The following is a 16,959-nucleotide window of genomic DNA, read 5'->3' on the forward strand; positions in this document are numbered from 1 at the left end:
ATTACCTATAAAAAAAAACTTTTGGGGGCGTACTGGCCCCTATTTTGGGGGTGGGGGGGGGGTTGTTTGGTTCCCCGCCCCCCACTTCACGCCGGTGTGGCAGGTGCCCCGGTCACTGGTCCCGGTACATCTCCGCCACGAGGAACGCCAGGTCCAGGGACTGGCTGCGGTTCAGGCGCGGGTCGCAGGCGGTCTCGTAGCGCTGGTGCAGGTCGTCGACGAAGATCTCGTCGCCGCCGCCCACGCACTCGGTGACGTCGTCACCGGTCAGCTCCACGTGGATGCCGCCCGGGTGGGTGCCGAGGCCCTTGTGGACCTCGAAGAAGCCCTTGACCTCGTCCAGCACGTCGTCGAAACGGCGGGTCTTGTGACCGGAGGCCGCCTCGAAGGTGTTGCCGTGCATCGGGTCGGTGATCCAGGCCACCGTGGCGCCGGAGGCGGTGACCTTCTCCACCAGCTCGGGCAGCTTGTCGCGGACCTTGTCCGCGCCCATCCGCACGATGAACGTCAGCCGGCCCGGCTCGCGCTCCGGGTCGAGACGCTCGATGTACTGCAGCGCCTCCTCGGCCGTGGTCGTCGGGCCCAGCTTGATGCCGACCGGGTTGCTGATCCGCGAGGCGAACTCGATGTGCGCGCCGTCCAGCTGGCGGGTGCGCTCACCGATCCACACCATGTGGCCCGACACGTCGTACAGCTTGCCGGTGCGCGAGTCGACCCTGGTCAGCGCCGACTCGTAGTCCAGGAGCAGCGCCTCGTGGGAGGCGTAGAACTCGACGGTCTTGAACTCCTCCGGGTCGGCCCCGCAGGCGTGCATGAAGTTCAGCGCCTGGTCGATCTCACGGGCGAGCTGCTCGTAGCGCTGACCGGACGGTGAGGACCTCACGAAGTCCTGGTTCCAGGCGTGCACCTGGCGCAGGTCGGCGTAGCCGCCGGTGGTGAAGGCGCGCACCAGGTTGAGCGTGGAGGCGGAGGCGTTGTACATCCGCTTCAGGCGCTCGGGGTCCGGGACGCGGGCCGTCTCGTTGAAGTCGAAGCCGTTGACCGAGTCGCCGCGGTAGGTCGGCAGGGTCACGCCGTCCCGCGTCTCGGTGTTCTTCGAGCGCGGCTTGGAGTACTGCCCGGCGATCCGGCCGACCTTCACCACCGGCACCGAGCCGGCGTACGTCAGCACGGCCCCCATCTGCAGCAGCGTCTTGAGCTTGTTGCGGATGTGGTCGGCGGACACGGCGTCGAAGGCCTCGGCGCAGTCGCCGCCCTGGAGCAGGAACGCCTCTCCCTTGGCGACGGCCGCCAACCGGGCGCGCAGCTGGTCGCACTCGCCCGCGAAGACGAGCGGCGGATACGACTCGAGGTCCGCGATCACTGCGCGCAGAGCCTCGGTGTCGGGGTACTCGGGCTGCTGCGCCGCGGGCAGGTCTCGCCAGGTGTTGCCAGCGCTGGCGCTGGTCTTAGCGTTCACGGTCACGCCCTCAACATTACGGGGTCGTGTCGGGTCGTTTTCTCCCGGCTCGACAGGTGAGACGGTGCCGCGCTCACCTTCGACACCGCGGGTATGGGGTAATCTCCCTGCCATGTTCGCGCACTCGACCCAGAACTGGTGGTGGACCGTCCCTCCGGCGGCCCACTGACTGCGCGTACGCACGACTTCGCGAAGGCCGCCCGAGGGGCGGCCTTCGGTGTGTCCGGGACCTCTTTTCCCGGACCGGGCCGTCCCTCCCCGATCGATCACGCCGATCACTCACGATCACGAGGGAAGAGGAACGATGGACCTGACAGGTCTCCTCGCCGACGACCGCCCGTTCGCCCTGCTGCGCCGCCGCGCCCCCGGTCACGACCACGATCTGGTCGAGCTCCTGCTCGGCCCGGTCACCGCCTGCGACCGGCTCGCCGACCTTCCCGACGAGTGCCTGGCCCTCGTGCCCTTCCGGCAGATCCGTGAGCGCGGCTTCGACGTCCGCGACGACGGCACCCCGCTGCTGGCGCTGACGCCCGAGGAGCGGTACGCCTTCCCGCTCGCCGAGGCCCTCGCCGGGCTGCCGGCCCATGACGTGCGGGTCGAGGACGGCGGTTTCGACGTGCCGGACGAGGAGTACGCGCGGATCGTGGGCCGCGTGCTGCGGGAGGAGATCGGGCGGGGCGAGGGCGCGAACTTCGTGATCCGGCGGACCTACGAGGGCCGGATCGCCGGGTTCGGACGCGCCGACGCGCTGGCGCTGTTCCGGCGGCTGCTGGTGGGTGAGCGGGGCGCGTACTGGACCTTCGTGGTGCACACCGGCGAGCGGACGCTGGTCGGCGCGAGCCCCGAGGTGCACGTCCGGATGTCCGGCGGGACCGTCGTGATGAACCCGATCAGCGGGACGTACCGCTATCCGGCGGGCGGGCCGACGCCCGAGCACCTCCTGGAGTTCCTCGGTGACGGCAAGGAGATCGAGGAGCTTTCCATGGTCGTCGACGAGGAACTGAAGATGATGTGCACGGTCGGCGACCGGGGCGGGGTCGTGGTGGGGCCGCGGCTGAAGGAGATGGCCCACCTCGCGCACACCGAGTACGAGCTGCGGGGCCGGTCCTCGCTGGACGTGCGCGAGGTGCTGAAGGAGACCATGTTCGCCGCCACCGTCACCGGCTCCCCCGTGCAGAACGCCTGCCGGGTCATCGAGCGGCACGAGCCCGTCGGGCCGGACGGTGCCGGGCGCGGGTACTACGCGGGCGCGCTCGCGCTGATCGGGCGGCAGGCCGACGGCGTGGAGGGGGCCGCGCAGACGCTCGACTCACCGATCCTCATCCGTACCGCCGACATCGACGCGGACGGACGTCTGCGGGTGCCGGTCGGCGCCACGCTCGTGCGGGGTTCCGACCCGGCGGCGGAGGTGGCCGAGACGCACGCCAAGGCGGCGGGGGTGCTGGCGGCGCTCGGCGTCCGGCCGCAGCGGCCGCGCGAGGAGGGCGTACGGCCGCGGCTGGCCGACGATCCGCGGGTGCGGGCCGCGCTCGACGGGCGCCGGGCCTGGCTCGCGCCGTTCTGGCTGCGGATGCAGGAGCGGTCGGACGCCCTGACGGGGCACGCGCTGGTCGTGGACGGGGAGGACACCTTCACGGCGATGCTCGCCCACGTCCTGCGGTCGAGCGGGCTGGAGGTGACCGTGCGGCGCTACGACGAGCCGGGGCTGCGGGAGGCGGCGCTCGCGCACCCGGGACCGGTGGTCCTCGGACCCGGCCCCGGGGACCCGTCCGACACGGCCGACCCGAAGATGCGGTTCCTGCGCGCGCTGACCGGCGAGGTGATCCGCGGCCACGCGCACGGGGTCCTCGGTGTGTGCCTGGGGCACGAGCTGATCGCGGCGGAGCTGGGCCTGGAGATCGTACGGAAGGAGATTCCGTACCAGGGCGCGCAGACGGAGATCGATCTGTTCGGGCGCGGGGAGACCGTCGGCTTCTACAACAGTTTCGTCGCGCGGTGCGACGAGGGGGCGGCGGCGGAGCTGGCCGCGCACGGGGTGGAGGTCGCCCGTGACGCGGGCGGCGAGGTGCACGCGCTGCGCGGGCCCGGGTTCGCCGGGGTGCAGTTCCATCCGGAGTCGGTGCTCACGCTGCACGGCACCGCGATCGTGCGGGAGCTGGTCGCCGGGCTGTGCGCCATCGAGGCGCTCGCCCCGCGGCGGTCCGCCGGATAGGGCCGGGCAGGGGGTCATGGGCCGCTCGCACGGCCCATGACCCGGGGGCGGGGGGCCGGTCAGCCGAAGAAGACGCCGACCTCGTCGTACAGTTCCGGGTTCACCGTCTTCAGCTCGGCCGTCGCCTCCGCGATGGGGACGCGGACGATCTCCGTGCCGCGCAGGGCGACCATCTTGCCGAAGTCGCCGTCGCGGACGGCCTCGATGGCGTGCAGGCCGAAGCGGGTGGCGAGCCAGCGGTCGAACGCGCTGGGGGTGCCGCCGCGCTGGACGTGACCGAGGACGGTGGTGCGGGCCTCCTTGCCGGTGCGCCGCTCGATCTCCTTCGCCAGCCACTCGCCCACTCCGGACAGCCGTACGTGTCCGAAGGAGTCCAGTGACTGGTCCTTGAGCACCAGGTCGCCGTCCCTGGGCATGGCGCCCTCCGCGACGACGACGATCGGCGCGTACGACGCCTTGAAGCGCGAGGTCACCCAGTCGCACACCTTCTGCACGTCGAAGCGCTGCTCGGGGATGAGGATGACGTTCGCGCCGCCGGCCAGGCCCGAGTGGATGGCGATCCAGCCCGTGTGACGGCCCATCACCTCGCACACCAGGACCCGCATGTGGGACTCGGCGGTGGTGTGCAGGCGGTCGATCGCCTCGGTGGCGATGTTGACGGCGGTGTCGAAGCCGAAGGTGTAGTCGGTGCCGGACAGGTCGTTGTCGATGGTCTTCGGGACGCCGACGCAGGGCACGTCGTGCTCGTCGGTCAGACGGGTGGCGACACCCAGGGTGTCCTCGCCGCCGATCACGATGAGCGCGTCGACCTCCAGCTTGGAGAGGTTGTCCTTGATCCGGCGGATGCCGTTCTCGTGCTTGAGCGGGTTCGTGCGTGAGGAGCCGATGATGGTGCCGCCGCGCGGCAGGATGCCGCGCACCGCCGGGATGTCGAGGCGGACGGTGTCTGCCTCGAGTGGACCGCGCCAGCCGTCCCGGAAGCCGACGAAGTCGTAGCCGTACTCCTGCACGCCCTTGCGGACGACGGCCCGGATGACGGCGTTGAGCCCGGGGCAGTCGCCGCCTCCGGTCAGTACTCCTACCCGCATGAAAATGTCCCTTCGCTGCGGTTGCCTGTAGGAGTCACGCTAGTAGTGATCCAGGTCACACAGGGATGGGCGGGACCGCGCAATTACGGTGAATGGCCGGACAGCCGCCGGCTACGCGTCGTCGAGTCCCCGCTCGATGGCGTACCGGACGAGCTCCACGCGGTTGTGCAGCTGCAGCTTCCCGAGGGTGTTCTGCACATGGTTCTGGACCGTGCGGTGGGAGATGACCAGGCGTTCCGCGATCTGCTTGTAGCTCAGGCCCTTCGCCACCAGCCGCAGCACCTCCGTCTCCCGGTCGGTGAGCTGCGGCGCCCCCGGCTGGTCGGTGTCCGGCGCGGGCGCGGGCTCGGAGGCGAGCCGCCGGTACTCGCCCAGCACCAGTCCGGCGAGGCCCGGGGTGAAGACGGGGTCCCCCACGGCCGTACGGCGCACCGCGTCGACCAGTTCCTCCGTCGAGGCCGACTTCAGCAGGTAGCCGGTGGCGCCCGACTTCACCGCCTCCAGGACGTCCGCGTGCTCCCCGCTCGCCGACAGCACCAGGACCCGCAGAGCCGGGTCGGCGCCGACGAGTTCCTTGCACACCTGGACGCCGGGCTTGGCCGGCAGGTTGAGGTCGAGCACGAGGACGTCGGGCGCGGCGGCCCGGGCGCGGCGCACCGCCTGCTCGCCGTCGCCGGCGGTGGCGACCACCTGGAACCCGGACGCGGCCAGGTCGCGCGCGACGGCGTCCCGCCACATCGGGTGGTCGTCGACCACCATCACCCTGATGGGGGCCTCTTCGCTCCCGGTGTCCGTCATCTCTGCTCCGCCTTCCCCCGTGACACCTCGGTGTCCTTCGGTACCGTCAGTTCGACCTCCGTGCCCTGGCCCGGCACCGAGATCAGCTCGGCGCTGCCGCCGAGGTCACGCAGCCGGCCCCGGATCGACAGGGCCACGCCGAGCCGTCCCTCGCCCTCGGCCTGCGCCAGCCGCCCCTCCGGGATGCCGGGTCCGTCGTCGCGTACGGTCACGACGACCGAGTCCGGCTCGTCCTCGACGAGGATCCACGCGCGCGCCTGCTCCCCGGCGTGCGCCCGGACGTTGTCCAGGGCGGCGCCGACCGCCGCCGCCAGCTCCCGCGCGGCGGCCGGCGGCAACGGCACGGGAGCGCCGGGCTCGGCGAGGCTGACCCGGGCGGCGGCGTACGGGGCGAGCAGCAGGCGCAGGTCGAGCGGCCCGTCGTCGTCGGGCTCCTCCACGGTCCGTACGACCGCTCCGAGGGCCGGGTCCCGCGACACGCGGGAGAGGGGGACCAGCCCGCCGGAGACCAGGGTGCGCAGGGCGACCTCCTGCTCGCCGGCCATCCGGCCCAGCTCCGCCGCCTCCCCACCGAGGACGACCCCGCGCCGCTGCACCATGGCCAGCACCTGGAGGACGCCGTCGTGGATGTCGCGGGCCAGCCGCTCCCTCTCACGGGTGGCCGCCTCGATCTCCAGGGCGCGGGCCAGGGTGCGCTCGGAGGCGCGGGCCACCTCGACGACGTACCCGATGGCGATGGACGCGACCCAGACCAGGATCACGTTGTGGACGGTGTCGCGCGCGGGGGCGCCCCGCTCGATCAGGTTGGCGAGGGCCACGGCCGTGGAGGCGAACGCCGCCCAGCGCCAGCCGCCCTTGACCGCGAAGGCCAGCACCGAGCCCGCCGTCCATATCGACGGCAGGGTGGGTCCGCCGCTCACGATCCGCGCGTGCGTGTCGGCGAGGGGCGTGAGCAGGATGCCGGTGAGGGCGATGGTCAGGTCGACGGCCAGGAACGGCTTCGTGCAGTGCGCCTCGCCCGCGACCCTGGGGAGGGTGGCCAGGGTCCAGACGAACAGGACGCAGTAGTACGCGACGGCGATCCAGGGGCGGGTGAACGTGTCGTAGGCGGTGGCGAACAGGCCCACCGCGTACAGCATCGTGAGCACCCTGTACCCGCTGAGCGCACGCCACATCGGCTGCTCCACCGACATACGCATGACCCGCTCGCGCTCGGCCAACTCCCCCACCCCCGGCCCCCGGACGCGCCTAGGGCGCGCCGTCCGTCTCCGTCTGTCCCCGCTGTACCCGGTCCCGGGCCGCGGGGTCGTGCCTCGCCGTGTCCTGCTGTGCCCGTGGTGCGTCCTGCTCCGCCTGCGGTGCGTCGGGCCGCGTGTCCGCCCGTGCCCGCGGCCGCGGTGCGTCGAGCTGTGCCTGCGCGTCCTTCTGCGCCTGCGCGTCCTTCTGCGCCTGCGCGAGGGCGGCCTTGGCCGCCTTCTCCGCTTCCTTCTCGGCCTTCGCCGCGTCCGCGATCCGCCGCTTGGCGGCGGTCGCGTAGATGTCGACGTACTCCTGGCCGGAGAGCTTCATGATCTCGTACATGACTTCGTCGGTCACCGCCCGGAGCACGAAACGGTCGTGTTCCATGCCCTGGTAGCGGCTGAAGTCCAGCGGCCTGCCGATGCGGATGCCCGGCCGCATCAGCTTCGGCATGACCTTCCCCGGCGGCTGGATCTTCTCCGTGTCGATCATGGCGACCGGGATGACGGGCGCGCCGCTGGCCAGCGCCACGCGCGCGAGGCCGCCCGGCTTGCCGCGGTAGAGCCGTCCGTCCGGCGAGCGTGTGCCCTCCGGGTAGATCCCGAACAGCTCACCGCGCTCCAGCACGTCCAGGCCACTCCTGATCGCGGCCTCGCCCGCGCCGCGCGCGCCGGAGCGGTCCACCGGGAGCTGGCCGACGCCCTTGAAGAAGGCGGCCGTCAGCCGGCCCTTCACTCCGGGCGTGGTGAAGTACTCGGCCTTCGCGATGAACGTGACCTTGCGGTCGAGGACCGCGGGCAGGAAGAACGAGTCGGAGAAGGAGAGGTGGTTGCTCGCCAGGATCGCGGGCCCCTCGGCCGGTACGTTCTCCAGGCCCTCCACCCAGGGCCTGAAGGCGAGCTTCAGCGGCCCTCCGATGGATACCTTCATCGCGCCGTACAACAACCGAATGCCTCCTGTGTCTGTCGGTGAGACCTTAACCCGGCGCACTGTCAAAGAACCCGACGACCCTGGTCGGTGTCAGTGCGGTCGCGTACCGTGAACCTCACCTGGACTTGTTCACGCCCCTTGACGGACAGGAGACCCGAAGGTGCCGGTCCTCTCCGGAGCCGAGCCGTTCCGCCACGAGGGCGGGGCCGCAGGCGTCCTCCTCTGTCACGGTTTCACCGGTTCCCCCCAGTCCCTGCGCCCCTGGGCGCAGCACCTCGCCGCCCGCGGCCTGACCGTCTCGCTCCCCCTGCTGCCCGGGCACGGCACCCGCTGGCAGGACATGCAGCTCACCGGCTGGCAGGACTGGTACGCGGAGGTGGACCGCGAACTGCGCGCCCTCGGCGAGCGCTGCGAGAAGGTGTTCGTGGCCGGCCTGTCGATGGGTGCCGCGCTCGCGCTGCGGCTCGCCGCCCGGCACGGGTCCGAGGTCGCCGGTGTCGTCGCCGTCAACCCCGCCCACCAGGTGCACGGCCTCGCCGCGCACGCCCTTCCGGTGGTCCGCCACCTGGTGCCCTCGACGAAGGGCATCGCGAGCGACATCGCGAAGGAGGGCTCCACCGAGCTGGGGTACGACCGGGTGCCGCTGCACGCGGCGTACTCGCTGCGGGCCTTCCTGCGGCTGCTCGACGGCGAACTGCCGCGGGTCACCCAGCCGCTGCTGCTGCTGCGCAGTCCGCAGGACCACGTGGTGCCGCCGTCCGACTCGGCCCGGATCCTCGGCCGGGTCTCCTCGACGGACGTGACGGAGATCCTGCTGGAACAGAGCTACCACGTCGCGACGTTGGACCATGACGCGGACCGGATCTTCGAGGAGAGCTTCGCGTTCATCGACCGGCTCGCACCCGGTGCCGGCAAGGAGGCGTCCGGCGCGGGTCAGGTACGCAGGCAGGAAGGGACGGCCGCAGGTGGCTGAGAGCGACTCCGACCGCGAGGACCGCGAGCCGGACGAGAAGGGCGTCCCCTTCGACGAGGCGGCCGCGTGGGCGGCGATCGTGGAGGGCTACGGCGACGAGCCGCCGGACCCGCCGGGCGTCAAGCCCTTCAAGTCCGTCGAGGACCTGGCACTGCTGGAACCGGAGACCAACGACGAGAAGCCGCGGGAGGAGAAGCCCGCGGGTCCGCTCGGCAGTTCCGTCTCCTTCGCGCCCGGCGTGGGCCCACGCGACCACGGCCCGTCCGAGCCGGCTTCGGAGAGCACCGGGGAGCGGGACGACGGGGACGAAGGGGACGACGACGAGGGGCACTTCGTGCCGCCGGAGCCGCCTCCGCTGCCGGCCGCCGACCCGACGGCGAAGTTCGCCTGGCTGGGGGTGCTCGGCGGACCGGTCCTGCTGCTCCTCGCGGTCCTGCTCGGCTGGGAGATGACCTGGTGGCTGACCACGGTCGGCATCGGCGGCTTCCTGGGCGGCTTCGCCACGCTGGTCGTCCGGATGAAACCGGACGACGAGGACGGCGACGACCCGGGCCGGGGCGCGGTGGTCTAGTGACGTGACCGGAAGGGTTTGCCGGGAAGCTCGCGGCGTCCGGTGCGGTGCATCGCAAGGTGGAGCATCGCCCGCGTACTGGATGTACTCGGGTGATGCGACAACGCGGCGTGGGGGTACCCCCGGCCGAAGGCTGGGGGAGTGCCGTGCCGGGCGTCGCGAGCCGGTGAACCTCTCCGGTCACGGAACTAGCGACGGACGGTCAGGCGACGGGCCCCGCGACGGGTGGGGCGTCCGGCCGCACGGGCGGCGTGCCCCACGTCGGCCGGGCGGCGGCCCGTCCGACCAAGGCAGAGGCAGAGGCAGAGGCAGAGGCAGCGGACCGTCCCACGACGAAGCGGGCGGCGCGTTCGACCACGGCAGCGGACCGTCCCACGACGACGAGCGGGGGATCACGTCGCCGCGGCCGGCCCTCCCGCGGCGGCCGGCGGGGGGATCCGGCCGCACGACCCACCGTCCCGCGACCGGTGGGCGTCCGCCGGGGACACCCGCAGCGCCTACGCGGCCGGAATCCTGAGGGCCGCCAGGACCGGCAGGTGGTCCGTGGCCGTGCGCAGGTCGCGTTCCGTCACGCCGGGATGTCCCAGCGGTACCCCGCAGCCGAGCACCTCGACGTCCTTCGTGGCGAAGATCGCGTCGATGCGCCGGTGCGGCTCGTCCCGCGTCCAGGTGTGTTCGCCGCCCCGGGGAGCGACCGCCCAGCAGTCCTGGAGGCTTCCCGCGAGGCTCCGGAACGTCGGCCCGTCGGGGCGTTCGTTGAGGTCGCCGCCCGCGACCGCGTGCCGTACGCCCATCCCGGCCAGCCGGTCGAGGAGCATGGCGCCCTGCTCGCGGCGCTCGTCCTTCTGCAGGCTCAGGTGGCAGCTGAGCACGCCGAGCCGGACCCCGCCGAACCGTACGACCGCGGTCGCGAGGCCCCGCCGGTGCAGGCCCGGGGTGAGCGGCAGCAGCACGTCCTCGGTCCGCTCGACGGTCGCCCGCAGGGAGCACAGCAGGGCGGGACCGGCGGCCGTGCCGCCCCCGGAGAGGATCACCTGCCCGGAGGCCGCCGCGAGCCGGGCCAGTTTCTTGCGCCAGCGGAAGAAGAGCGGGGCCTCCTGGAGGAGGACCAGGTCGGGGGCGCAGGCGGTGATCACCCGGGCGAGGGCGCCGGTGTCGTCGCGCATCGAGCGGATGTTGTAGCTGAGGACCCGGATGACGGCCGAACCGTCGGGTTCGGTGCGGGAGTTGGGAAGCTGCATGCTGGTCGCCATGGCGATCAACATACGACGATGCCCGCCGTCCCGGTGCGGGGCTCGACGGGCACGGTCGTACGCGGACGCGCTACATGACGGGGTCGGGCTCCCGGGCCAGGTCCGCCGCGCCCACCAGGCCGGCCTTGTTGCCGAGCTGCGCGGCGATCACGTCGGCGACGGGCCGCCAGTTCCCGCCGACCAGCCAGCGCTTGTAGGACTTGCGGATCGGGTCGAGGACCAGCTCGCCCTCGTCGGAGAGGCCGCCGCCGACGATGAAGGCGGAGGGATCGAACAGGGACGCCAGGTCGGCCAGGCCGGCGCCGGCCCAGCGGGCCAGCTCCCGGTAGGAGTCGACGGCGACCGGGTCGCCCTGCCGGGCGGCCATGGAGATGTGCTTGCCCTCGATGCCGTCGGGGTGGCCGTCGCCCAGCGACAGCAGGATCTCGGCGTTCTCGGGGGTGGCGTTGGCGCGCTGCTTGGCGTATCTGACCAGGGCGCGTCCGGAGGCGTACTGCTCCCAGCAGCCCTGTGAGCCGCAGCCGCACAGCAGGCCGTCGGGCACCATGCGGATGTGGCCGAACTCGGCGGCCACGCCGAAGTGCCCGCGGCGCAGCTTGTTGCCGATGATGATGCCGCCGCCGAGGCCGGTGCCGAGGGTGATGCAGATGACGTTGCGGTGACCCTTGCCGGCCCCGAACTTGTACTCGCCCCAGGCGGCCGCGTTGGCGTCGTTCTCCACGACGACCGGCAGGCCCACCCGGGCCTCGACCTTCTCCTTCAGCGGCTCCTGGCGCCAGTCGATGTTCGGCGCGAAGTAGACCGTGGACCGCTGACGGTTGACGTAGCCGGCGGCACCGATGCCCACGCCGACGATCGCGTGCCCCACACGTGCGCCCTCGACGGCGGCGGCGATGGCGTCCACGATGCCCTCGGGCGTACCCGGGGTGGGCACCTGGTGGGTCGAGAGGATGTTGCCTTCCTCGTCGACCACGCCGGCCGCGATCTTCGTGCCGCCGATGTCGACGCCGATGGTGAGTCCCATGAATCCCTCAGTTTCGGTCGAGCCCCGCTACGGCCAACCGTACCCGAGGCCCTGCCGTCGGATTCCCGTCGTCCGCCCGGCGGACAGACGGGGCCCCACCTGCCCCGCTTCGCCCCGGAGCGGAGTCCGGCCCTCCGTGCCTCAGTCGAGGTCGATGCGCTCGCCGGGGCCGGTGCCCTCGTCCCGGTCGTCGCGGCCGCCGGGCCGCTTCGGGTCGTCGGTGCGCGCGGTCCAGCGCTGCTCCTGGGCCTGCACGGCGGAACGGTAGGCGGCGAGCAGTTCGCCGCCGGCGGCGGCGAGGTGGTCGAAGACGTCCGGGTTGCGTTCGATGACGGGTTCGACGGCGTTCTTCGCCTGCTGCACGACCTGGCGCACCACCTGCTGGGCCGCGGGCCCGGCGACCGCCCCGAGCAGCGGGGACTGCGCGCCGGACAGTTTGTCGGCGACCGTCTCGACGAGCTTGCGCAGCTCCTCGGCGGCCGAGACCCGGGGCGGGCCGTACTCCGCGCGACGGCGGGCCTTCTCCGCCGCGAGATCCTCGGCGCACGCCGTCGCCCAGGCGTCGTCGTCGCCCGCCCGCCGCTCGTCGGCGGCCTCCGGCTCGGGGGCGTCGGGCGTGGGGCGCTCTTCGCTCATGACGGACTCCTGACTACGGTTCGTCCCTACGACGTTACCCGAACGGCCGTACCCGGTTCATCGTGTCCGCGGCCACAGGTCGGGATCCGGCGCGAACCGGACGCGCAGTTCGCCCTCCCGCAGTGCGGCCCCGGCGACCGTGCAGCGGCGCAGGGCGGACGGCAGGGGCACGATCCGGCGGAACCGGCCGGCCGTGACGACGAGTTCGTCGCCGCGGCGCACGAGGTCCAGCTCGTCCCGTATCGCGCCGGGCAGGGGCAGGTGCCAGACGAGCACGCCGTCCTCGGCGAGCCGGTCGGCGACCGTCCACTCCACGGTGGAGGTCGTGCCGTCGACACCCGGCACGTCGAGCGCGGCGAGGTCGTCGGCGCCGCGCGGGTCGTGGCCGAGGTGGGCGACCGGCCGTACGTCGTAGGACTCCCGCCACTCCGCGAGGACCTTGCGCTGCTGGGCGACGGGCCCGGCGAGCCAGCCCTCGGCGGCGGCCTCCGGCAGGACCCGGCCGGCGACCAGGACGTCGGGGCGCAGTCCGCGCAGGGCCAGGGCGAGGGTGGCGGCGCGCACGGAGTCGGCGCCGGCCGGGCCGGGTTCGGCGACCAGCCGTACGACGGTGTCCCGGTCGGCGACGACGGCCTCGACCGCGGCGAGCTCCAGGTCCCAGCGCGCGGCCGTCTCGTACAGCCACTCGGCGGGCATGGGGACGCCGGCGAGCCGGCCGAGGACCGGGCGCAGCGCGCGGGCCGCCTGGCGCTCGGCCGGCAGCAGGCGGCGCAGGTAGCGGCGGAGTTCCTCGGGCAGCGCGAGCAGGGCCAGGGCCTGCGGGATGGGCGGCAGGTCGACGACCAGCAGGTCGTGGCTCTCGGCGAGGGCCGCGTCGCGCAGGGCGCGCAGCAGGGCGAGTTCCTCGGCGCCGGGCAGGGGGGTGAGTTCCTCGGGGTCCAGACGGGAGGCGCCGAGGAGGTCGAAGGCGGTGGACGCGCGCGCCTGGAAGGCGGTGAGGTCCTCGCGGAACCGCTCGGCCGCGTCGGGGCGCCAGGCGGTGAGGCGGGGTGCGACCTCCCGGGGGACCGGTCCCGTCACCGTGTCCAGGGCCGCGCCGAGGGTGTCGGTGCGGTCGGCGCTCAGCACGAGGGTGCGGGTGCCGTCCCGGGCGGCGGCGAGCGCGGTGGCGGCCGCGACGGTGGTACGGCCACCGCCGCCGGGGCCCGTGATCAGGATGGTGCGCATGATGGTGAACGGTACCCGCGTACGCCGGTCCTGACCGTCGGGCCAGGGGGCTTCCGGGTCTCCGGCGCCGCGGAGATCGTCGGAGGCCCCCTACTTCTCGCCCGACTCCACGCGCTTCTTCAGTCCGGCGAGGGCCCGGTCGATGATGACCTTCTCGGCCTTGCGCTTGATCATGCCGAGCATGGGGATCTTGACGTCCACGGTGAGCAGGTACGTCACCTCGGTCGCGCCCTTGCCGGCCGGCTTGAGGAGGTACGAGCCGTCCAGGGAGCGGAGCATCTGGGACTTGACCAGGGTCCAGGAGACCTCGTTCTCGCCGGTCCAGGTGTAGCCCAGGGTCTGGTCGTCCTTGATCGCGCCGGCGTCCATGACGAGCCGGACCTGCTCGGCGCGGCCCTGTGCGTCGGTCTTGAGGACCTCCGCCTCCTTCACCTCTCCGGTCCAGTCGGGATAGCGGGCGAAGTCCGCGATCACCGCCATGACGTCGGCCGGTGCCGCCTCGATCGTGATGCTCGAGCTGGTGTGTTCCGCCATCGCCGTGGCTCCTCCGGATGCGGGCCGGTGTGCAGGTCGTCGTGCGCACGTGTGTGCAGCGTGAAGGCTACCGCGCAGCGGAGGGCCCGAGTTCACCCCCACCAGGGGACTCTCACCATTCCAGCGCCCAGGGCTTGCCCGACCCCGCGAAGTGGCCGACGTTGACGCACTCGGTCGCCCCGATCCGCATCCGCCGGACCAGTGGCTGGTGGACGTGGCCGAACAGCGCGTAGCGGGGCCTGGTACGGCGGATCGCGTCGAGCAGGGCGCGGCTGCCCCGCTCGAAACGGCGCGCGACGGTGTCGTAGACCAGCTCGGGCACCTCCGGCGGGATGTGGGTGCACAGCACGTCCACCTCGCCCACCGCCTCGATCTTCGCGGCGTACTCCTCGTCGCCGATCTCGTACGGGGTGCGCATCGGGGTGCGCAGGCCGCCGCCGACGAAGCCGAAGACCCGGCCGCCGATCTCCACCCGCTCCCCGTCCAGCACGGTGACGCCGGGCCGGACGTACTCGCTCCACAGGGGCGGCATGTCGACGTTGCCGTAGGTGGCGTACGTCGGTGTCGGGAACGCGGCGAACAGCTCGGCGTACTGCCGGCGCACCGCCTGCTCGATCGCGGCGGCCCGGTCGGTGCCGATGCCCGCCCACAGCCGGGCCCCGAACTCCCGCGCCTCCTCGAATCGGCGGGCGGTGCGCAGCTCGACGATCCGGTGGGCGTTCTCGGCGCCGAACAGGTCGGGGAAGATCCCGCGCGAGTGGTCGGCGTAGTCCAGGAAGAGGACGAGGTCACCCAGACAGATCAGGGCGTCGGCGCCCTCACCGGCTCTGGCCAGGTCACGGGCGTTGCCGTGGACGTCGCTGACCACGTGGACGCGTGTCCCGCGGCTGCCCGGTGGTGTGGATGCCATGACGATCAAGAGTAGGCGTGTGCGGCATACGTGAACAGTGGCGACGGGGCTTGCGGTTACTGGCCAGTCAATTAGGGGGTGGACTACTGTGCGTCAAGGAACAGCAATCCGTGTGACGCAGCGAACATCTCGTCGGGACCCCCTGTCGAAGAAGCCATACCGGCGGGTAACGTCCGGGCAGTCCAGTCGTGCTCAGGTTTTCAACCAGTGACTTCCTGAGTACTGCCCGAGCCTTGGACCGCACCGTCGCATCGCACAACGTCGTGGCGCCGGCGCCCTATGAGGAGCAGCAGTCTTGCGCGAGTTCAGCCTTCCGGCTTTGTACGAGGTCCCCTCGGACGGCAATCTCACCGACATCGTCCGCAGAAACGCCGCGCAGCATCCCGATGTCGCCGTCATCGCCCGCAAGGTCGGCGGCGTCTGGCAGGACGTGAGTGCCACGGCGTTCCTGGCCGAGGTGCACGCCGCCGCCAAGGGGCTCATCGCCTCGGGCGTCCAGCCCGGTGACCGGGTGGCGCTCATGTCCCGCACCCGCTACGAGTGGACGCTGCTCGACTTCGCGATCTGGTGCGCGGGCGCGATCACCGTGCCGGTGTACGAGACCAGCTCGCCCGAGCAGGTCCAGTGGATCCTCTCCGACTCCGGCGCCACCGCCTGCGTCGTCGAGCTGGACGGGCACGCGGCCGCCGTCGAGTCGGTGCGCGACCGGCTGCCCGCTCTCAAGCACGTCTGGCAGATCGAGGCCGGTGCCGTCGAGGAGCTGGGCCGCGCCGGTCAGGACATCGGCGACGCCGTGGTCGAGGAGCGCAGCTCCATCGCCAAGGCCGACGACCCGGCGACCATCGTCTACACCTCGGGCACCACCGGCCGGCCCAAGGGCTGCGTGCTCACCCACCGCAGCTTCTTCGCCGAGTGCGGCAACATCGTGGAACGCCTGCGGCCGCTGTTCCGCACCGGCGAGTGTTCGGTCCTGCTCTTCCTGCCGCTGGCGCACGTCTTCGGCCGGCTGGTGCAGATCGCGCCCATGATGGCGCCGATCAAGCTGGGCAACGTCCCGGACATCAAGAACCTCACCGACGAACTGGCCGCCTACCGGCCGACGTTGATCCTCGGCGTGCCGCGCGTCTTCGAGAAGGTCTACAACTCGGCGCGCGCCAAGGCGCAGGCCGACGGCAAGGGCAAGATCTTCGACAAGGCGGCCGACACCGCGATCGCCTACAGCAAGGCGCTGGACACCCCGTCGGGCCCGTCCCTCGGCCTGAAGATCAAGCACCGGACGTTCGACAAGCTCGTCTACAGCAAGCTGCGCGCGGTCCTCGGCGGCAAGGGCGAGTACGCCATCTCCGGCGGCGCCCCGCTCGGCGAGCGCCTCGGCCACTTCTTCCGCGGCATCGGCTTCACGGTCCTGGAGGGCTACGGCCTGACCGAGTCCTGTGCCGCCACCGCCTTCAACCCGTGGGACCGCCAGAAGATCGGCACGGTCGGCCAGCCGCTGCCCGGCTCGGTGGTGCGGATCGCGGACGACGGCGAGGTGCTGCTGCACGGCGAGCACCTGTTCCAGGGCTACTGGAACAACGAGGCGGCCACCGCGGAGGCGCTGGCCGACGGCTGGTTCCACACCGGTGACATCGGCACCCTCGACGAGGACGGCTACCTCAGGATCACCGGCCGCAAGAAGGAGATCATCGTCACCGCGGGCGGCAAGAACGTCGCCCCGGCCGTGATCGAGGACCGTATCCGGGCGCACGCGTTGGTCGCGGAGTGCATGGTGGTCGGTGACGGGCGGCCGTTCGTCGGCGCGCTGATCACCGTCGACGAGGAGTTCCTGGGCCGCTGGGCCGCCGAGCACGGCAAGCCGGCGGGTTCCACCGCGGCGTCGCTGCACGCCGACGCGGACCTGCTGGCCGCGATCCAGTCGGCGGTCGACGACGGCAACGCCGCGGTGTCGAAGGCGGAATCGGTGCGGAAGTTCCGCATTCTGTCCTCCCAGTTCACGGAGGAGTCGGGCCACCTGACGCCGTCCCTGAAGCTCAAGCGCAACGTGGTGGCCAAGGACTACTCGGACGAGATCGAGGCGATCTACCAGAAGTAGGCGGAGCTCCGGC

The 16,959-nt window shown here is 72.2% G+C and carries 16 protein-coding genes; 5 read left to right on the top strand and 11 right to left on the bottom strand.

Going from position 1 to position 16,959, the window contains the following annotated elements; translation table 11 throughout:
* Positions 1-112: 112 nt before the first annotated feature.
* Entirely contained in the window at positions 113-1,465 is a 1,353-nt protein-coding gene (locus ABZT03_RS33265; RefSeq protein ID WP_356046340.1) for a class II 3-deoxy-7-phosphoheptulonate synthase, read from the bottom strand.
* A gap of 106 nt (positions 1,466-1,571) precedes the next feature.
* On the opposite strand from ABZT03_RS33265, the gene ABZT03_RS33270 reads away from it, so the two are divergent.
* Complete coding sequence (locus ABZT03_RS33270; protein WP_356046409.1) at positions 1,572-1,628, top strand: trp operon leader peptide; 57 nt, start codon at positions 1,572-1,574, stop codon at positions 1,626-1,628.
* 135 nt (positions 1,629-1,763) lie between these two features.
* Positions 1,764-3,671, top strand: coding sequence for an anthranilate synthase family protein (locus ABZT03_RS33275; RefSeq protein ID WP_356046342.1), 1,908 nt, complete (start codon positions 1,764-1,766; stop codon positions 3,669-3,671).
* Between the two features lie 59 nt (positions 3,672-3,730).
* On the opposite strand, the gene ABZT03_RS33280 is transcribed toward ABZT03_RS33275, so the two are convergent.
* The 4 genes from ABZT03_RS33280 to ABZT03_RS33295 form a co-directional block, all read right to left on the bottom strand.
* Positions 3,731-4,759, bottom strand: a complete 1,029-nt coding sequence (locus ABZT03_RS33280) for a 6-phosphofructokinase (protein WP_356046344.1) — start codon at positions 4,757-4,759, stop codon at positions 3,731-3,733.
* 111 nt (positions 4,760-4,870) lie between these two features.
* Entirely contained in the window at positions 4,871-5,557 is a 687-nt protein-coding gene (locus tag ABZT03_RS33285) for a response regulator transcription factor (RefSeq protein ID WP_356046346.1), read from the bottom strand.
* A complete protein-coding gene (locus ABZT03_RS33290; protein ID WP_356046348.1) occupies positions 5,554-6,777 on the bottom strand; it encodes a DUF5931 domain-containing protein in 1,224 nt (407 codons plus the stop codon). Before ABZT03_RS33290 ends, ABZT03_RS33285 begins: the two co-directional genes overlap by 4 nt.
* A gap of 28 nt (positions 6,778-6,805) precedes the next feature.
* The gene (locus ABZT03_RS33295) at positions 6,806-7,726 is read right to left on the bottom strand and encodes a lysophospholipid acyltransferase family protein (RefSeq protein WP_356046350.1); all 921 of its coding nucleotides are present in this window, start codon (positions 7,724-7,726) and stop codon (positions 6,806-6,808) included.
* Positions 7,727-7,886: 160 nt separating this feature from the next.
* Here ABZT03_RS33295 and ABZT03_RS33300 point away from each other — a divergent pair, with 160 nt between their 5' ends.
* Positions 7,887-8,699: an alpha/beta fold hydrolase gene (locus tag ABZT03_RS33300; RefSeq protein ID WP_356046352.1), complete on the top strand. Its 813-nt coding sequence runs from the start codon at positions 7,887-7,889 to the stop codon at positions 8,697-8,699.
* Positions 8,692-9,270, top strand: coding sequence for a hypothetical protein (locus ABZT03_RS33305; protein ID WP_356046354.1), 579 nt, complete (start codon positions 8,692-8,694; stop codon positions 9,268-9,270). The genes ABZT03_RS33300 and ABZT03_RS33305 overlap by 8 nt, the downstream gene beginning before the upstream one ends.
* Positions 9,271-9,767: 497 nt before the next feature.
* Here the strand turns inward: ABZT03_RS33305 and ABZT03_RS33310 are convergent, their stop codons facing one another.
* From ABZT03_RS33310 to ABZT03_RS33335, 6 genes are all read right to left on the bottom strand, one after another.
* Complete coding sequence (locus ABZT03_RS33310; RefSeq protein ID WP_356046356.1) at positions 9,768-10,523, bottom strand: endonuclease/exonuclease/phosphatase family protein; 756 nt, start codon at positions 10,521-10,523, stop codon at positions 9,768-9,770.
* A gap of 70 nt (positions 10,524-10,593) precedes the next feature.
* Positions 10,594-11,547, bottom strand: a complete 954-nt coding sequence (locus tag ABZT03_RS33315; RefSeq protein WP_356046358.1) for an ROK family glucokinase — start codon at positions 11,545-11,547, stop codon at positions 10,594-10,596.
* A gap of 141 nt (positions 11,548-11,688) precedes the next feature.
* Positions 11,689-12,183 carry a DUF5304 domain-containing protein gene (locus ABZT03_RS33320; protein ID WP_356046361.1) on the bottom strand — a complete coding sequence of 165 codons (495 nt, stop codon included), beginning with the start codon at positions 12,181-12,183 and terminating at the stop codon, positions 11,689-11,691.
* Positions 12,184-12,240: 57 nt separating this feature from the next.
* Positions 12,241-13,410 (bottom strand): ArsA-related P-loop ATPase, encoded by a 1,170-nt coding sequence (locus ABZT03_RS33325; RefSeq protein ID WP_356046363.1) that lies wholly within the window; start codon positions 13,408-13,410, stop codon positions 12,241-12,243.
* Positions 13,411-13,500: 90 nt separating this feature from the next.
* On the bottom strand, positions 13,501-13,944 hold the full coding sequence (locus ABZT03_RS33330) for an SRPBCC family protein (RefSeq protein ID WP_356046365.1): 444 nt from the start codon (positions 13,942-13,944) through the stop codon (positions 13,501-13,503).
* Positions 13,945-14,056: 112 nt separating this feature from the next.
* Positions 14,057-14,854, bottom strand: coding sequence for a metallophosphoesterase (locus ABZT03_RS33335; protein ID WP_356046367.1), 798 nt, complete (start codon positions 14,852-14,854; stop codon positions 14,057-14,059).
* Positions 14,855-15,149: 295 nt separating this feature from the next.
* Between ABZT03_RS33335 and ABZT03_RS33340 the strand changes: the two genes are divergently transcribed.
* Positions 15,150-16,946, top strand: coding sequence for an AMP-dependent synthetase/ligase (locus tag ABZT03_RS33340; protein ID WP_356046369.1), 1,797 nt, complete (start codon positions 15,150-15,152; stop codon positions 16,944-16,946).
* The last annotated feature ends 13 nt before the right edge of the window (positions 16,947-16,959 follow it).

Origin of the sequence: Streptomyces sp. NPDC005574, assembly GCF_040605435.1 — a bacterium.
GTDB lineage: Bacteria > Actinomycetota > Actinomycetes > Streptomycetales > Streptomycetaceae > Streptomyces.

What these genes read in the sequence shown, in the direction of transcription:
- ABZT03_RS33275 (WP_356046342.1), top strand. Translation starts at nt 1,764, where the DNA reads ATGGACCTGACAGGTCTCCTCGCCGACGACCGCCCGTTCGCCCTGCTG.
- ABZT03_RS33280 (WP_356046344.1), bottom strand. Translation starts at nt 4,759, where the DNA reads ATGCGGGTAGGAGTACTGACCGGAGGCGGCGACTGCCCCGGGCTCAAC.
- ABZT03_RS33285 (WP_356046346.1), bottom strand. Translation starts at nt 5,557, where the DNA reads ATGACGGACACCGGGAGCGAAGAGGCCCCCATCAGGGTGATGGTGGTC.
- ABZT03_RS33295 (WP_356046350.1), bottom strand. Translation starts at nt 7,726, where the DNA reads ATGAAGGTATCCATCGGAGGGCCGCTGAAGCTCGCCTTCAGGCCCTGG.
- ABZT03_RS33310 (WP_356046356.1), bottom strand. Translation starts at nt 10,523, where the DNA reads ATGGCGACCAGCATGCAGCTTCCCAACTCCCGCACCGAACCCGACGGT.
- ABZT03_RS33315 (WP_356046358.1), bottom strand. Translation starts at nt 11,547, where the DNA reads ATGGGACTCACCATCGGCGTCGACATCGGCGGCACGAAGATCGCGGCC.
- ABZT03_RS33320 (WP_356046361.1), bottom strand. Translation starts at nt 12,183, where the DNA reads ATGAGCGAAGAGCGCCCCACGCCCGACGCCCCCGAGCCGGAGGCCGCC.
- ABZT03_RS33325 (WP_356046363.1), bottom strand. Translation starts at nt 13,410, where the DNA reads ATGCGCACCATCCTGATCACGGGCCCCGGCGGCGGTGGCCGTACCACC.
- ABZT03_RS33330 (WP_356046365.1), bottom strand. Translation starts at nt 13,944, where the DNA reads ATGGCGGAACACACCAGCTCGAGCATCACGATCGAGGCGGCACCGGCC.
- ABZT03_RS33335 (WP_356046367.1), bottom strand. Translation starts at nt 14,854, where the DNA reads ATGGCATCCACACCACCGGGCAGCCGCGGGACACGCGTCCACGTGGTC.